Genomic DNA, 15,010 nt, shown 5'->3' on the forward strand with positions numbered 1-15,010 from the left:
GGGCGAATGCAGACCTATGAACAAGAGCTGCAGCAGGTGAAATCGTTTCTGCTGGAGCACGATGATTATTTGGTTGTGTCGCATGTTCAGCCCGATGGAGATGCAGTCAGTTCCACCCTTGCGGTGGGCTGGCTTCTCTCATGTCTGGGCAAGAAATTCACGATGATCAACGAAGGGCCTATCCCGAAGCGCATGAAAAAGCTGTGGCATGCAGAAGACATTCTCAATCTGTCCGAACAGCAGCCGGGAAGGACGTTTTCAAACGTCATTTGCGTGGATTGCGCGGATTTTGCGAGAGTAGGTTATACGCAGCAGGTGTTTGCCGATCATGCGAGCATCGTTAATATTGACCATCATCCAACGAATGATCGTTACGGAGCCGTTAACCTGGTTGTGCCCGAGGCGGCTGCAACCGCAGAAATCCTTTATGATTTGCTGAATTTGTTTGAAATCGATTGGGATGCCGAAATCGCCACTGCGATTTATACCGGATTGTTAACGGATACCGGCGGTTTTCGTTATTCCAATACGTCGCCCAAGGTCATGAGCATGGCTTCCGATCTGTTATCCTATGGCGTGAACGGCCCCGAAATTGCGGAAACGCTGCTTGAGGAAATGACGCTCCCGCAGATGAAGGTGTTGGTTCAGGCGTTAAACACGCTGAGTCTGTCGGATGACGGTAAAATAGCCTGGGTGTACGTAACCCCCGAGCATATGGAACTATGCGGTGCCGTTAGCGAGGATCTTGAAGGGATCGTCAATTATCCCCGAAACATTCAGGGAGTCGAAGTCGGGATTCTGTTCAAATCGCTGAGATCCGGAATGGTCAAGGCGAGTTTGCGTTCAGCCGGCAAAGTGGATGTTGCCGCGTTGGCCCAAATTTTTGGCGGTGGCGGCCATGTCCGGGCGGCAGGGTGCAGCATGGAAGGCTCCCTTCAAGACATCATCCCTAAAGTAGTAGAGCAGGTGAGATTAAAGCTATGACGCAATTAGAAGGCATCTTGGCCGTTCACAAACCGGCCGGATGGACCTCCCACGATGTGGTAGCCAAAGTTCGGGGAATGGTTCGTTTGAAGCGGATCGGACATACCGGGACGCTGGACCCTGAAGTGACGGGCGTGCTTCCGTTATGCTTGGGGAGAGCTACGCGGGTCGTCGAATATCTGCAGGAGCTGCCTAAAGAGTATCATGCGGTCCTCCGCCTTGGATACTCGACCGATACCGAGGATATTACCGGGAATGTGGTGGAGACTGCGGATGAAGTCCGCGTGACCAGAGACGAGGCGCTTGAAGCGCTGCAATCTTTTACAGGCCAGATCTCTCAGGTTCCTCCTATGTATTCCGCCGTCAAAATCAACGGCAAACGATTGTACGAGCTTGCCAGAGAAGGCAAGACGGTGGAGCGCAAAAGCCGTACCGTAACGATTCATGAAATCGAGATGACGGACTTTGATGCGGAAGGGGAGTATACGGAAATTTCTTTCCGTGTACTGTGCTCCAAAGGTACATACATCCGCACGCTTTGTGTGGATATCGGGAGGAAGCTCGGCCTGCCGTCCGTCATGGTTAAGCTGGTACGTACGATATCGGCGGGAATCACCGAGGCGCAGTGCTTGACCCTAGAGCAAATTGAGCAGTACATGAAGGATGAAACGCTGCAAACCCGGCTTATTCCGGTGGATCAAGCGATTCATCATCTAGCAAAGCATACGGTTTCCGAAGAGAAGGCGGAGGCCGCGCTGAAGGGGCAACGCTTGTCCTCCAGGGCGGTAGAACCGGCCGTCGACAGTTCGGAGCCTATCCGTTTGTACGATATAAAGGAAAACTTTCTGGGCATCTATAAGCGTCAGGAAGAGACGGGCGCTATCGTTCCCGTGAAAGTATTTTCCTAAGCATGACTGGATTTAGTGAGTGGAGGTGAGAAATCATGAGGATTGTTTCATTATCTTATCCTGTATCTTCCGACATCGTACGAGAAGCTGCCGAGCCCAAGGTAGCGGCAATCGGCCAGTTCGACGGTCTTCACCTGGGACACGCCAGCGTGCTTTCGACCGCTGTCAGCATTGCTCGGGAGAATGGAGTGCCGGCCGCGCTCATTACCTTCTATCCGCATCCGAAGGACGTGATCGGTAAGGGGAGCTACGAAGGCTATCTGACTCCCCAGCCTGACAAGCAGCAGCTGCTTGAGCAGATGGGCATCGATATTCTGTACGTCGTCGAGTTCAATAAAGAATTTTCCCAAGTAAGTCCGGAAGCGTTTGTTGAAGAAATGCTCTTTCCCTTGAATCTTCAAACGGCGGTAGTCGGATTTGATTTCCGGTTCGGCCATAAAGGCGCAGGAGACGCAGTTAAACTTCAGGAACTCGGGGAAGGCAAAATGTCGGTCGTTACGGTACCGCCATTCCTGGTCGACGGCGAGAAGGTAGGAAGTTCATCCATACGGATTGCCTTGAAAACTGGACAGCTGTCGGACGCAAACCGCTGGCTCGGACGGAATTACCACATCCGGGGTACGGTCGTTCACGGGGAGAAGCGGGGAAGAAAGATCGGTTTCCCTACCGCGAACCTGGAGTTGACGGATCCATTCGTGGCGCCTGCATTGGGCGTCTATGCCGTCCGTGCCCGCACGGATAAGCATTACGACTGGATACCGGGCGTCATGAACGTCGGCGTGAAGCCGACGTTCCACGAAGGGATTACTGAACCGATCTTCGAGGTCCATCTGTTTGATTTCGAAGGGGATCTGTACGACCAGATCATGACGGTGGATATCGTTCAATATATCCGCAAGGAGCATAAATTCGAATCGGTTCAGGAGCTTGTGGAATGGATTCAGCGCGATGCCGTCGAGGCCCGCAAAATATTGAATGTCAGCGAATAAAACGTTTTGGGACAAATTGTTCGCAAACGGATTTTCTTTTTCAGGTAAAGTATGCTATACTCTTAGAGGTTGCCCGAGGATCGGGCAATTCTAACCTTGGCTTGGATGTTCGATCTCACCGTCGGTACCTGGGCCAACGGCGATTATAATGAGGGAGGTGAACAGGATGGCATTAACTCAAGAACGTAAACAACAACTGATTGACGAGCACAAAACTCATGAGTCCGATACAGGATCCCCAGAGGTGCAAATCGCTATCCTAACGGAAAACATTACGAACTTGACTGACCACTTGCGTACGCACAAGAAGGATCATCATTCCCGTCGCGGATTGTTGAAAATGGTCGGCCAACGCCGTAAGTTGCTTGCATACTTGAAAAACAAGGATGTTAAACGTTACAGTGCTTTGATCGAGAAGCTTGGATTGCGTCGCTAATCATCCATAAGATGTGCCGAAAACAGCCTGGTTGTCCACTGTCCTTCTTGGAACGACAGCGGCACAGCCGGGCTCTTTTCTAAGTATTGTACAATTTACCGTTACGAAAGCTTCCCCACAAAGTACTGCGTACGCTTCATAGCCTAAACTCCACTTTGTGGGGTTATCTTAATATAGATTCTTGATAGATGGTAGGCGTGGTCTGTTCGCTAATTTTCACTTCATGGTATAACCGGGGCAATCTATACGGAGAATGTTTTCTATACGGTTCGGGTTGTTCCTGTACATAGGTTCGTGATATTCGACCGCTTCGATGACTCTGGTTAGGAAATGTGGACAGCGTTTGGCAAAAACATGCTGATGATTAGGATTTTAAAAAAATTTATCCCCATGAGGAGGGATTACATGGAAACACGTGTTGAAATGCAGCTTGGCGGAAGACCCCTCGTGTTCGAAACAGGGCGCCTTGCGAAGCAGGCTAATGCGGCTGTTATGGTTCGTTACGGCGAAACGGCAGTCCTGTGTACGGTGACGGCTTCCAGTGAACCGAAGGATCTGGATTTCTTTCCATTGACGGTCAACTATGAGGAGCGCTTGTACGCAGTCGGTAAAATTCCGGGTGGATTCATCAAACGCGAAGGCAGACCAAGCGAGAAGGCGATTCTTGCCAGCCGTCTGACAGACCGTCCGATTCGTCCGCTGTTTCCGGAAGGATTCCGGAATGACGTTCAAGTTCTGAATTTGGTGATGAGCGTTGATCAGGATTGCGAGCCGGAAATTGCGGCCATGATTGGTACCTCCGCTGCCTTGAGCATCTCGGACGTGCCTTTTAACGGTCCGATCGGCGGCGTTGCGGTGGGTCGCGTTGACGGCAACTTTGTCGTGAACCCGAACATTGCGGAGCAGGAAGCAAGCGATATTTATCTGGTCGTCGCCGGCACCAAAGACGCGATCATGATGGTCGAGGCCGAAGCGAACGAAGTTCCTGAGGAAGTCATGCTGGAAGCGATCATGTTCGGGCATGAGGAAATCAAGAAAATCGTAGCCAAGATCGAAGAGCTGGTGGCAGCTTGCGGCAAAGAGAAAATGGCGGTTAAGCTTCATGCGGTCAATGAAACCGTGAATCGCGAAGTGCGCGAATTTGCGGAAGCCCGTCTTGTTGAAGCCGTTCGCATTGAGGAGAAACACGCTCGCCAAGATGCGATTGACGCTATCAACGACGAAGCATACACCGTGTTCGAAGAGAAATACCTCGAGACACCCGAGTTGTTGAAGGATGTTAAAGAGGTCCTTCACGATATCGTGAAAGAAGAAGTTCGCCGTTTGATCACGCACGATAAAGTTCGTCCGGACGGCCGCGGTCTGTCCGAGATCCGTCCTATCGATTGCGATACCAGCCTGCTGCCTAGAACGCATGGCTCCGGTCTGTTTACGCGTGGACAAACCCAGGCTCTTAGCGTATGTACACTAGGTGCTCTAGGCGATGTACAAATTCTCGATGGAATCGATCTGGAAGAGACCAAGCGCTTCATGCACCATTATAACTTCCCGCCGTTCAGCGTTGGGGAAGCGCGTCCGCTTCGCGCTCCGGGCCGTCGTGAAATCGGTCACGGTGCACTGGGTGAACGTGCATTGTCGAAGGTCATTCCGAATGAAGTGGATTTCCCGTACACGATTCGCCTCGTGTCCGAGGTGATTGAATCGAACGGTTCGACATCCCAAGCGAGCATTTGCGCAAGCACGCTTGCCATGATGGACGCAGGGGTGCCGATCAAAGCGCCTGTAGCCGGCGTGGCGATGGGCTTGATTAAAGACGGAGACCACGTTTCCATCTTGACGGACATTCAAGGGATGGAAGACCATCTCGGCGACATGGACTTCAAAGTGGCAGGTACGCCTGACGGGGTTACCGCCATTCAGATGGATATCAAGATCGACGGCATCGATCGCGCGATTTTGCAGGAAGCGCTGCAGCAGGCAAAAGAAGGACGCATGCACATCCTTGGAAAAATGGCGGAAGCCATTCAAAAGCCAAGAGAAACGCTGTCCCAATATGCGCCTAAGATCATTACGATGCAGATCAACCCGGATAAAATCCGCGATGTTATCGGGGCCGGCGGCAAAATCATCAACAAAATCATCGAAGAGACCGGCGTGAAGATCGATATCGAACAAGACGGCCGCGTATTCATCGCATCGTCCAACGATGAGATGAACAAGAAGGCTCTTTCGATTATCGAAGGCATCGTGCGTGAGGTGGCTGTTGGCGAAATCTATACAGGTACTGTAAAACGGATTGAGAAATTCGGTGCATTTGTTGAAATCCTGCCTAACAAAGACGGGCTTGTGCATATCTCCCAACTCTCGACTGAGCGCGTAGCGAAGGTAGAGGACGTGGTTGCAATCGGTGACGTCATTACCGTGAAGGTTACCGAAATCGACCAGCAGGGACGGATTAACCTGTCTCGCAAAGCCGTGTTGACAACCGAAGCCAGCAAGAGCGGATCTTAATTCGCGCTTGCCGGTTTAACCGCATATCGATAGAAGGAAAAGAGGCAGAACCTATCATTCTGGCTCTTTTTTGCTCATCAGACGCCGGACTCCCTATGTTCTTTGCTTCGGAATAAGCATCGGGTCAGGCTTACACGGCTTAAGGCCTTATGTTTCGGTACATATTTCCGTCAGATCGCACATAAAATGGGACAAAGCTTCTCTAGGGAGGATGGATATGCCCATGAATGGAAAAAAGATGGCCGTGCTGCTGACCGGTGCCGCAATGGTGTCGGCTGTTGCTGTGTTCAGCGGGGCTTGGAAATACGTATCGGGGCTGGAGAACAAACCGGAGGCGCATCTCGTCAGTGGTTCAGAGACGGCAGTGGATCTGGATTTATTGGGTCAAATTGAAGCCGCTGCGGCTAAATCGCGTATCGAGCCGGTGGATGCCAGGGTGGACTCGGTGTGGAAAGCGATTCCCGGATACAATGGACTCGAAGTCGATATCGAAGCTACATATCAAGCAGCATCGTCGAAAAAACGTAAAGCCGGCGATGCCATTCCCTACGTTTACCGGCAGATACCGGCTAAAGTCACGCTCGATGATCTGGGGGAACAACCGATCTATCGAGGGAACCCCAACAAGCCGATGGTATCGATGATGATAAACGTGGCGTGGGGGAATGAATTTCTGGTGCCGATGCTGAATACGCTCGATGCGGAGAAGGTGAAAACTACGTTTTTCCTGGATGGCAGCTGGCTGAAGAAAAACCCGGAGCTGGCCGCCGAGATCGTGAAACGAGGCCATGAGGTGGAGAATCATGCCTTTACGCATCCAAACATGAGCCGTCTCAGCAGGGAACGGGCGGAGATGGAAATCGCAAAGACGCAGGATCTGCTTAAAGAAAGCCTGGGCGTAGTAAATAAGTGGTTTGCACCGCCTTCCGGCGATTTCAATCAGCAGACCGTATCCATCGCGCATGCAAGAGGATTGAAGACGGTGCTGTGGACGCTTGACACGGTTGACTGGAAGCATCCGGCGCCGGATGCCGTCGTTCAGAAGATTACGTCGAAGGTGGAGCCGGGATTTTTGATATTGATGCATCCAACGGACTCCTCTTCCCAAGCATTAAAAGGAATGATTGACGGAATACGGGCCAAGGGACTGGAGATCGGGACCGTCAGCCAGACGCTTTCACCGGAGCGAATCATGCCAAAGGGAAGTTGAGCCGCATGGTAAAGTTTGATAGAATGAATGGATGGCATGAGGCTGATTGTCAGCCGAAGTGAGCCTTTGATGGAACAGTTAGGGGGGCCTATTCGTGAAAAAAATACAATTGTCTAACGGCCTGAGAGTGGTTATGGAGCAAATCCCGACAAGTCGTTCGGTTTCATTCGGCATTTGGGTGAAAACCGGATCCCGCAATGAATCGGAAGACATCAACGGGATTACGCATTTTATAGAGCATATGATGTTCAAAGGGACGGAGCGCTTTGACGCCCGTGCCATAGCTGAAGAATTTGATGCCATCGGCGGTAACGTCAACGCTTTTACGTCCAAGGAATATACGTGTTATTATGCCAAGGTGCTGGATGAGCATTTTCCGATTGCCGTTGACGTGCTGTCCGACATGTTCTTCAACTCGAAGCTGGATGCGGGCGAGTTAGCCAAGGAGAAGAATGTCATTCTTGAAGAGATTGCGATGTATGAAGATACGCCGGATGATCTGGTTCATGATCTGATGTCGTTGTCGGTGTACGGTGACCACCCGCTTGCTTATCCGATTCTCGGCACGAAGGAGCGGCTGGAGTCGATGGATTCGCAAGCGCTGAGATCCTACATGGACCGGCACTATACCATTGAGAACACGGTGATTGCCCTCGCCGGCAACATCAATGATGAAGTGATTGCGTTATTGGAGCGCCATTTTGGCGGCTTTGCCAACCATGGAACGTCGGAGCCGCTGGCGGTACCGGCCTTTTTGGACGGCGTGCAGTTCCGCAAGAAGAAAACGGAGCAGAATCATATCTGCATGTCGTTTCCCGGCTGCTCGATCGGCGACGAGCTTCAGTATGCGATGGTTCTGCTGAATAACGCCATTGGCGGCGGCATGAGCTCACGCTTGTTTCAGGAAATTCGGGAGAAGCGCGGGCTGGCGTACTCGGTATATTCATACCACAGTTCCCACGCGGATAACGGCATGTTTACCATCTATGCAGGCACAGCGCCCAAACAGACAAAAGAAGTGCTTCAGCTGACCACGGAAATGCTTCATGATTTGGCACAGAACGGGATGACGGAGGAAGAGCTGCGCAAAGGAAAAGAACAATTGAAGGGCAGTCTCATCCTAAGTCTGGAGAGCACGAGCAGCCGCATGAATCGCTTGGGCAAGAACGAATTGATGCTGGGCCGCCATTTCAGTCTGGACGAGATCATTAAACGGATCGAGCAGGTCGACATGAAGGATGTCAATGCGGTTCTTGACCGTATGTTTGGGACTCCATATGCACTAGCGATGGTAGGAACTTCAGATAAAGCACTGAATGTACTTAGGAGGAATGAATTTGTTGCACTACGTTCAAATCAATAGATTGCCAGGAAATGAAGATGTGAAACTTCCGGTGAAAATGTCCGAGCTGGCCGCGGGTTTCGACCTGCACGCTGCCGTTCAAGAGCCGGTGGTGCTAAACCCGGGTGAACGCAAATTAATCCCGACCGGTTTTGCGATTGCCATGCCGGCCGAGCTTGAGGCGCAAATACGTCCGCGCAGCGGTCTTGCCTATAAACATGGCATTACTTGCCTGAATGCTCCGGGTACGATTGACGCCGATTATCGCGGGGAAGTCAAGGTGCTGCTTATCAATTTGGGACAGGAGCCTTTTGCGATTGAGCGTAATGAGCGGATTGCCCAAATGGTGTTCAAATCCGTGCCTGCCGTAGAATTTACGGAAGTTGACGAACTGTCCGATACGGTACGCGGGGCGGGCGGATTCGGTCATACCGGCAAATAAACCATACCCTGGGAAACTTAAGGGTATCATCAGGATCATGATATCAGCATGAACACCGCTCCGGTTGAAACGGAGCGGTGTTTTTTTCGTTGGTCTTCAAGCAGGATGGACATGGAGCCGGACTTATCTCTCCTAACGTTATTTACTGCGTTAAGGCGGTAGTTTAAGGGAAATGCGCTCACCTCCCCATAGGCGGCAGCATAAGATGCTTTATACGTTGGTTTGAAGAAAGGAGCGAGGCCTTCCATGCTGACTGGAGTCCGGACCGTCTTTGTTGGAGGAGACGCAAGGCAAATTGAAGTGATTCGCAAATGCGCTGAGATGGATGCCTCCGTCATGATCGCCGGGTTTGAGAAACTGCAGGATTCTTTTCAGGGAGTGACTCGCGAGCCGCTTACGCCAGAGCTGTTATCGGACGCCGATGCTCTGATCCTGCCTGTAGTGGGATGTGATGATGAGGGACGTGTCAGCGCGCTATTCTCGGAAGGGCCGCTGCGACTGCAGGAAGAACATATCGCGGCGATGCCCGGACATGGAGTGATCTATACAGGCATGGCGAAACCCTATTTGCGCTCGCTATGTGACAAATATAAGATCAAGCTGGTAGAGATATTGGAGAGGGACGATGTGGCTATTTATAATTCCATTCCGACCGCCGAAGGCGCACTCATGATGGCGATCCAAAACACGGATTTTACGATCCACGGATCTACAAGCATGGTGCTCGGCATGGGACGGACCGGATTTACAATGGCTCGCAGCCTGCAGGGACTGGGTGCCAAAATTCGGATGGGGGTACGTAAATCGGAGCACTACGCAAGAGCTGAGGAAATGGGCTGGAAGCCCTTCCTGGTAAGGGATCTGGGTTCTTATGTGTCGGATATTGACTTGCTTTTTAACACGATTCCAACTATGATAGTCACAGCACAAATCATCTCGAAAATGCCTCGGGAGGCTGTCATTATTGACCTTGCCTCCGCACCCGGCGGATGCGATTTTCGCTATGCCGAGAAACGGGGTATCAAAGCCATGCTCGCACCCGGACTACCCGGAATCGTGGCTCCAAAAACAGCCGGCATCATCATGGCCAACACGCTGGTGGAGCTGATTTCTGAAGAAATCAAGATTCGGGGGGATGCGTAAATGAATTGGAATGGAATTACAGTGGGTTATGCCCTGACAGGATCGCACTGCACACTCGAAGAAGTGATGCCGCTGATCCAGCGATTCAAAGACGGGGGAGCGAATGTGGTGCCGATTGTATCGAGCACCATCATGACGACCGATACCCGATTCGGCACATCGGAAAATTGGCAGAAACAGTTGAAAGATATAACCGGGAATGATATTATTTCTACAATTGTGGAGGCGGAACCGCTGGGCCCATCCAAGCTGCTTGACGTCCTGGTTATCGCCCCTTGCACGGGAAACACGACCAGCAAGCTGGCCAATGCGATGACTGACAGTCCTGTCTTAATGGCAGCCAAGGCGCAGATGAGAAATTGCAGACCGCTGGTGCTGGCGATCTCAACGAATGACGGCCTTGGACTGAATGCGGCCAATATCGCGAAGCTGCTGGTTACCAAAAACATATATTTCGTCCCTTACGGACAGGATAATCCGCAGCAGAAACCGAACTCGCTTGTCGCCAAAATGAATCTGATTCCGGAAGCTTGTTATGCGGCATTGGAAGGGAAACAGCTCCAGCCGATGATCGTTGAATATTCTCGATAAAATTACAGAGAACGGTTATACCCTGGAAGAAATGAAGATGGTCCGCGAGACCAAAAAAATGATGGGCGACGAATCCATTGAAGTGACGGCTGCTAGTGTACGCATCCCGGTCGTTAACGGGCATTCGAAATCCATGTACGTTGAATTCAAGAAGGACTATGATCTGGAGTTCATCGCTAGATCTCTTCTGAAGGGTGCAGCATGGAAATGCTGTGCAAATCGCAGAAATCATCATCAACAACGGAACGGCCAGGCTTAATAGCCGGCCGTTTCAGTCGGTCGGCCCGCAATTTACGTCTCCTGGGCATATATAAACGGAGGAATATTTTATGCGCATCTTAGTTCAAAAATTCGGCGGCACCTCATTGTCTACACCGCAAGCAAGAACCCATGTTATTGGGCACATCCAGCGTGAACTGGCCAATCACTACCAATTGGTCGTGGTCGTATCGGCTATGGGACGCAGAGGGGAGCCCTATGCGACAGACACGCTCCTGGACTGGATCGGGCATAACGGAAACGCGCTTCCAGACAGAGAACGGGATCTGCTGCTCTGCTGCGGTGAAATTATCTCGGCTTCAACGCTGTGCAGTCTCCTTCAGCATGAGGGGATAACCGCAACGGTTCTGACGGGTGCACAAGCCGGATTTCTCACAGACGATCACTTCGGAAATGCACGTATCAAGGACGTAAAACCTGAACGGGTTTTGAAAGAGTTGGAGAGTCATCAGGTTGTCATCGTAACCGGCTTCCAGGGGCAGACCGATTCCGGCGACTTTACCACGCTGGGCAGAGGCGGAAGCGATACTTCGGCTACAGCGCTCGGTGCCGCGCTTCGCGCTGAAATGGTAGATATCTACACGGATGTCAACGGCATTCTAACGGCGGATCCCCGCATCGTCGAGGATGCGAAGCCGCTTAGTTACGTAAGTTACACGGAGATTTGCAACATGGCTCATCAAGGGGCAAAGGTCATTCATCCTAGAGCGGTTGAGATTGCCATGCAATCCCAAATTCCGGTCAGAGTGCGGTCGACCTTCTCGGATAATGAGGGCACGCTGGTAACCCAGCCTGAAGGTTTCAGAGATATTCAATCCGGAATCGTGGACCGCTTTGTGACGGGAGTTGCCTATGTAAGCAACATAACGCAAATCTCGGTGGAATGCGATCGCACGGAAGGTCTTCAACTGAAGGTATTTAAATCGATGGCCGAGCATTCCATCAGCGTGGACTTTATTAATGTTACCCCTACCGGAGTGCTTTATACGGTGTTTGACAGCGATTCGGAGAAGGCGATCGAAGTGCTGCAGAGCCTGGACCTGAAACCGAAAAGCTTATCCGGCTGTGCCAAAGTGTCCGTCATTGGCGGCGGCATCAACGGCGTTCCGGGCATCATGGCCAAAATCGTGGAATCCTTGAGCGAGCACGACATTCCGATTCTGCAATCCGCGGATTCGAATACGACGATATGGGTACTGGTTAAAAAAGAGGATATGGCTCAAGCGCTGCGCGCACTTCATCATAAATTTGAGCTTCACCGATAAAGTTACTAAAGACGGATATTCCCTTAAAGCGTTTGATAGGAAATAATATAGATAAGATTACTTACGAAGGAAGCATTCCCGCACGGGAATGCTTTAAGGAGGAATCATTGTGGATTTCGGAAGACTGATTACGGCTATGGTAACCCCTTTTGATCAGAACGGCCAGATCAATTGGGACGAGACTGCGAGATTGATTGAGCACCTGATTGTGGAACAGAAGTCGGATTCCCTGGTCATTGCTGGAACGACCGGCGAATCGCCAACGCTTAGCGAAGACGAAAAGCTTGAATTGTTTAAGTTCGCTGTGAAACAGGCGGGCGGACGGAGCAAGATCATCGCGGGCACCGGCAGCAACAATACGTCACATTCCGCAGAATTGACGAAAAAAGCCGAAAGCTGCGGCGTCGACGGCATTTTGCTTGTTGCACCCTACTACAACAAGCCGAACCAGGAAGGACTCTACCGGCATTTTAAGGCGATTGCCGAGGCAACCTCCTTGCCCGTCATGCTGTATAATGTGCCTGGAAGAACGGGCATCAGCCTAAGCACGTCCACCACGTTAAGGCTGGCACAAATTCCGAACATCGTTGCGACCAAGGAATGCGCTTCGATTGACCAGGTTACCGGCATTGCAGCAGGTGCTCCCGAAGGATTCATTGTATATTCCGGCGACGATTCCGCGGCATTGCCTGCATTGTCGGTGGGTGCTTATGGAATCGTAAGCGTGGCCAGCCATATTGCAGGTGCCCGCATGAAGGACATGATCGAAGCCTACGTGGAGGGGAACGTGAAGGAAGCTGCCAAGCTTCATCAATCCTTATTCCCGCTGTTCAAAGGCCTCTTTGAATGTCCCGACCCGCTTCCGAATCCTGCGGCGGTAAAATTCGCTTTGAACGAACGCGGCTATCAAGTCGGCGGGGTTCGCCTGCCGCTCGTTGCTCCAAGCGAGAACGAGGCTGCTTTTATCCGTAATATGCTGTCTTCCTTGTAAGCTGCCGCTTACCTATTTTCAGGGCCACTGCCTTCATCGAAGGCGGTGGCTTTCTTCGTTTTAAACCCTTTTGATTCTGGGCATCCTATGGCTCACGAAGGTGGCTGACTTGTGTTTTCACTTTTTCATCATGTATAATGAATTCAAGTGACTGGGTGCGGTATTTTTTTGAAATTTAATATAACAATGGTACGACGTCCAAAACTATAGGAGGGTTAGATACATTTGTCTAAGAAAATAAGCAGCGATAAACTATCGATTTTTGCCTTGGGCGGCGTCGGTGAAATCGGGAAGAACATGTATGTCATCCAGTATGCAGGCGACATCGTTGTCGTGGATGCGGGATTGAAGTTCCCAGAAGAAGATATGCTTGGGATTGATATTGTTATTCCTGATATTAGCTATTTAACGGAAAATCGCGACAAAGTGAGAGGGATTTTGCTGACTCACGGTCACGAGGACCATATCGGCGGCCTCCCTTACGTATTGAAACACTTGAACGTTCCTGTATACGGAACGAAATTGACGCTCGGATTGGTGGAAAACAAGCTCAGAGAAGCGAATTTGCTTGGTGAGACGAAACGGATTCTGATCCATGCGGATTCGGAAGTTCAACTCGGAAACACATTGAAAGCGACCTTCTTCAAAACCAATCACAGCATTCCGGATTCCGTGGGGATCTGTATCGAAACGCCGGAAGGCAATGTGGTGCACACGGGGGACTTTAAATTTGACCATACTCCGGTCAATGACCAGTATGCGGATCTGCAGCGTATGGCTGAGATCGGAAGCAAGGGAGTATTGGCACTTCTGTCGGACAGTACAAACGCAGAGCGCCCCGGCTTTACGCCTTCCGAGAAAAACGTAGGCATCGTGCTGGAAGACATCTTCCGCAAAGCCGAGCAGCGGGTTGTAGTTGCAACGTTTGCATCGAACGTGCACCGTATTCAACAGGTTGTCAACGCAGCCGAGTCCACCGGACGCAAAATCACGGTAATCGGGAGAAGCATGGTTAACGTTGTATCCATTGCTGCAGAGCTTGGATACCTGCACATTCCGGACGGCATGCTGATCGAACCCGAAGAGGTAAATAAAATGGCAGCGGACCGCGTTGTCGTATTGTGTACGGGCAGTCAGGGAGAACCGATGTCAGCGCTCACGCGCATGGCACGTTCCACTCACCGCAAGGTGGACATTCTGCCGGGAGATACGGTCATCATCGCCGCGACTCCAGTACCAGGAAATGAGAAGTACGTGGGTCGTACGATCGATGAGTTGTTCCGTCTTGGAGCAGACGTCATTTACAGCGGATCCAATTCGGGCGTCCACGTGTCGGGTCACGGCAGCCAGGAAGAGCTTAAGCTGATGCTGAATCTGATGAAACCGCAATTTTTCATCCCTGTCCATGGCGAGTACCGGATGCAGCGCCGTCATGCCCTGCTTGCGGAATCCGTTGGCGTGGATCCGGACAACATCTTTATTACCGATATCGGAGAAATTGTGGAGATTCAAGGCGGCTCGGCCCGCAAAGCCGGCAAAGTGACCGCAGGCAATGTGCTGATTGACGGACTTGGCGTCGGGGACGTAGGGAACATCGTACTGCGCGACCGCAAGCTTCTGTCCCAGGACGGAATTCTGGTCGTTGTCGTTACGTTGAGCAAACAAAACGGCTCCATCGTTTCCGGTCCCGATATTATTTCCCGTGGATTCGTATACGTACGAGAATCCGAAGGGCTTCTGGATGAAGCCAACCGTATCGTTTCAAGCACGCTTCAGAAGCTGATGAGCGAAAACGTGAATGAATGGGCGTCACTGAAGACCAGCGTGAAAGACGCTTTGGGACGCTTCTTGTATGAACAAACACGTCGCAGACCGATGATCTTGCCGATCATCATGGAAGTCTGATACGAGACAATACA

The 15,010-nt window shown here is 51.3% G+C and carries 13 protein-coding genes and 1 pseudogene; all 14 read left to right on the forward strand.

The window, feature by feature from the left end:
• The first annotated feature begins 6 nt into the window (after positions 1-6).
• Positions 7-984 (forward strand): DHH family phosphoesterase, encoded by a 978-nt coding sequence (locus JNUCC32_RS05200; protein WP_096774500.1) that lies wholly within the window; start codon positions 7-9, stop codon positions 982-984.
• Positions 981-1,892 carry a tRNA pseudouridine(55) synthase TruB gene (gene truB, locus JNUCC32_RS05205; protein ID WP_192571288.1) on the forward strand — a complete coding sequence of 304 codons (912 nt, stop codon included), beginning with the start codon at positions 981-983 and terminating at the stop codon, positions 1,890-1,892. Before JNUCC32_RS05200 ends, truB begins: the two co-directional genes overlap by 4 nt.
• A 35-nt stretch (positions 1,893-1,927) precedes the next feature.
• Complete coding sequence (locus JNUCC32_RS05210; protein ID WP_096774498.1) at positions 1,928-2,881, forward strand: bifunctional riboflavin kinase/FAD synthetase; 954 nt, start codon at positions 1,928-1,930, stop codon at positions 2,879-2,881.
• A gap of 166 nt (positions 2,882-3,047) precedes the next feature.
• Positions 3,048-3,317, forward strand: a complete 270-nt coding sequence (gene rpsO / locus JNUCC32_RS05215) for a 30S ribosomal protein S15 (protein ID WP_006211281.1) — start codon at positions 3,048-3,050, stop codon at positions 3,315-3,317.
• Between the two features lie 405 nt (positions 3,318-3,722).
• Positions 3,723-5,828 (forward strand): polyribonucleotide nucleotidyltransferase, encoded by a 2,106-nt coding sequence (gene pnp / locus JNUCC32_RS05220; RefSeq protein ID WP_192571289.1) that lies wholly within the window; start codon positions 3,723-3,725, stop codon positions 5,826-5,828.
• A gap of 217 nt (positions 5,829-6,045) precedes the next feature.
• Positions 6,046-7,038, forward strand: a complete 993-nt coding sequence (locus JNUCC32_RS05225; RefSeq protein ID WP_015736298.1) for a polysaccharide deacetylase family protein — start codon at positions 6,046-6,048, stop codon at positions 7,036-7,038.
• A 94-nt stretch (positions 7,039-7,132) separates the two neighbouring features.
• Positions 7,133-8,401 carry a M16 family metallopeptidase gene (locus tag JNUCC32_RS05230; protein WP_009594719.1) on the forward strand — a complete coding sequence of 423 codons (1,269 nt, stop codon included), beginning with the start codon at positions 7,133-7,135 and terminating at the stop codon, positions 8,399-8,401.
• Positions 8,376-8,822 (forward strand): dUTP diphosphatase, encoded by a 447-nt coding sequence (dut, locus tag JNUCC32_RS05235; RefSeq protein ID WP_192571290.1) that lies wholly within the window; start codon positions 8,376-8,378, stop codon positions 8,820-8,822. Before JNUCC32_RS05230 ends, dut begins: the two co-directional genes overlap by 26 nt.
• Before the next feature lie 246 nt (positions 8,823-9,068).
• Complete coding sequence (dpsA, locus tag JNUCC32_RS05240) at positions 9,069-9,965, forward strand: dipicolinate synthase subunit DpsA (protein WP_015736295.1); 897 nt, start codon at positions 9,069-9,071, stop codon at positions 9,963-9,965.
• Positions 9,966-10,556 carry a dipicolinate synthase subunit B gene (locus JNUCC32_RS05245; RefSeq protein WP_192571291.1) on the forward strand — a complete coding sequence of 197 codons (591 nt, stop codon included), beginning with the start codon at positions 9,966-9,968 and terminating at the stop codon, positions 10,554-10,556.
• A pseudogene (locus tag JNUCC32_RS05250) lies at positions 10,549-10,755 on the forward strand (Asd/ArgC dimerization domain-containing protein); the annotation flags it as partial. The gene JNUCC32_RS05245 and the pseudogene JNUCC32_RS05250, both read left to right, overlap by 8 nt.
• A 130-nt stretch (positions 10,756-10,885) precedes the next feature.
• The gene (dapG, locus tag JNUCC32_RS05255) at positions 10,886-12,100 is read left to right on the forward strand and encodes an aspartate kinase (RefSeq protein WP_015736294.1); all 1,215 of its coding nucleotides are present in this window, start codon (positions 10,886-10,888) and stop codon (positions 12,098-12,100) included.
• 109 nt (positions 12,101-12,209) lie between these two features.
• The gene (dapA, locus tag JNUCC32_RS05260) at positions 12,210-13,091 is read left to right on the forward strand and encodes a 4-hydroxy-tetrahydrodipicolinate synthase (RefSeq protein WP_192571292.1); all 882 of its coding nucleotides are present in this window, start codon (positions 12,210-12,212) and stop codon (positions 13,089-13,091) included.
• 225 nt (positions 13,092-13,316) lie between these two features.
• Positions 13,317-14,996 (forward strand): ribonuclease J, encoded by a 1,680-nt coding sequence (locus JNUCC32_RS05265; protein ID WP_009594732.1) that lies wholly within the window; start codon positions 13,317-13,319, stop codon positions 14,994-14,996.
• Positions 14,997-15,010: the final 14 nt, after the last annotated feature.

The sequence above is a fragment of the Paenibacillus sp. JNUCC32 genome (assembly GCF_014863545.1).
GTDB classification, from domain to species: Bacteria; Bacillota; Bacilli; order Paenibacillales; family Paenibacillaceae; genus Paenibacillus_AQ; species Paenibacillus_AQ lautus_A.

Excerpts from the sequence above, each read along its gene's own strand:
- dpsA (WP_015736295.1), top strand. The coding sequence starts at position 9,069 with ATGCTGACTGGAGTCCGGACCGTCTTTGTTGGAGGAGACGCAAGGCAA.
- JNUCC32_RS05200 (WP_096774500.1), top strand. The coding sequence starts at position 7 with ATGCAGACCTATGAACAAGAGCTGCAGCAGGTGAAATCGTTTCTGCTG.
- JNUCC32_RS05245 (WP_192571291.1), top strand. The coding sequence starts at position 9,966 with ATGAATTGGAATGGAATTACAGTGGGTTATGCCCTGACAGGATCGCAC.
- dapG (WP_015736294.1), top strand. The coding sequence starts at position 10,886 with ATGCGCATCTTAGTTCAAAAATTCGGCGGCACCTCATTGTCTACACCG.
- pnp (WP_192571289.1), top strand. The coding sequence starts at position 3,723 with ATGGAAACACGTGTTGAAATGCAGCTTGGCGGAAGACCCCTCGTGTTC.
- JNUCC32_RS05225 (WP_015736298.1), top strand. The coding sequence starts at position 6,046 with ATGCCCATGAATGGAAAAAAGATGGCCGTGCTGCTGACCGGTGCCGCA.
- rpsO (WP_006211281.1), top strand. The coding sequence starts at position 3,048 with ATGGCATTAACTCAAGAACGTAAACAACAACTGATTGACGAGCACAAA.
- JNUCC32_RS05210 (WP_096774498.1), top strand. The coding sequence starts at position 1,928 with ATGAGGATTGTTTCATTATCTTATCCTGTATCTTCCGACATCGTACGA.
- truB (WP_192571288.1), top strand. The coding sequence starts at position 981 with ATGACGCAATTAGAAGGCATCTTGGCCGTTCACAAACCGGCCGGATGG.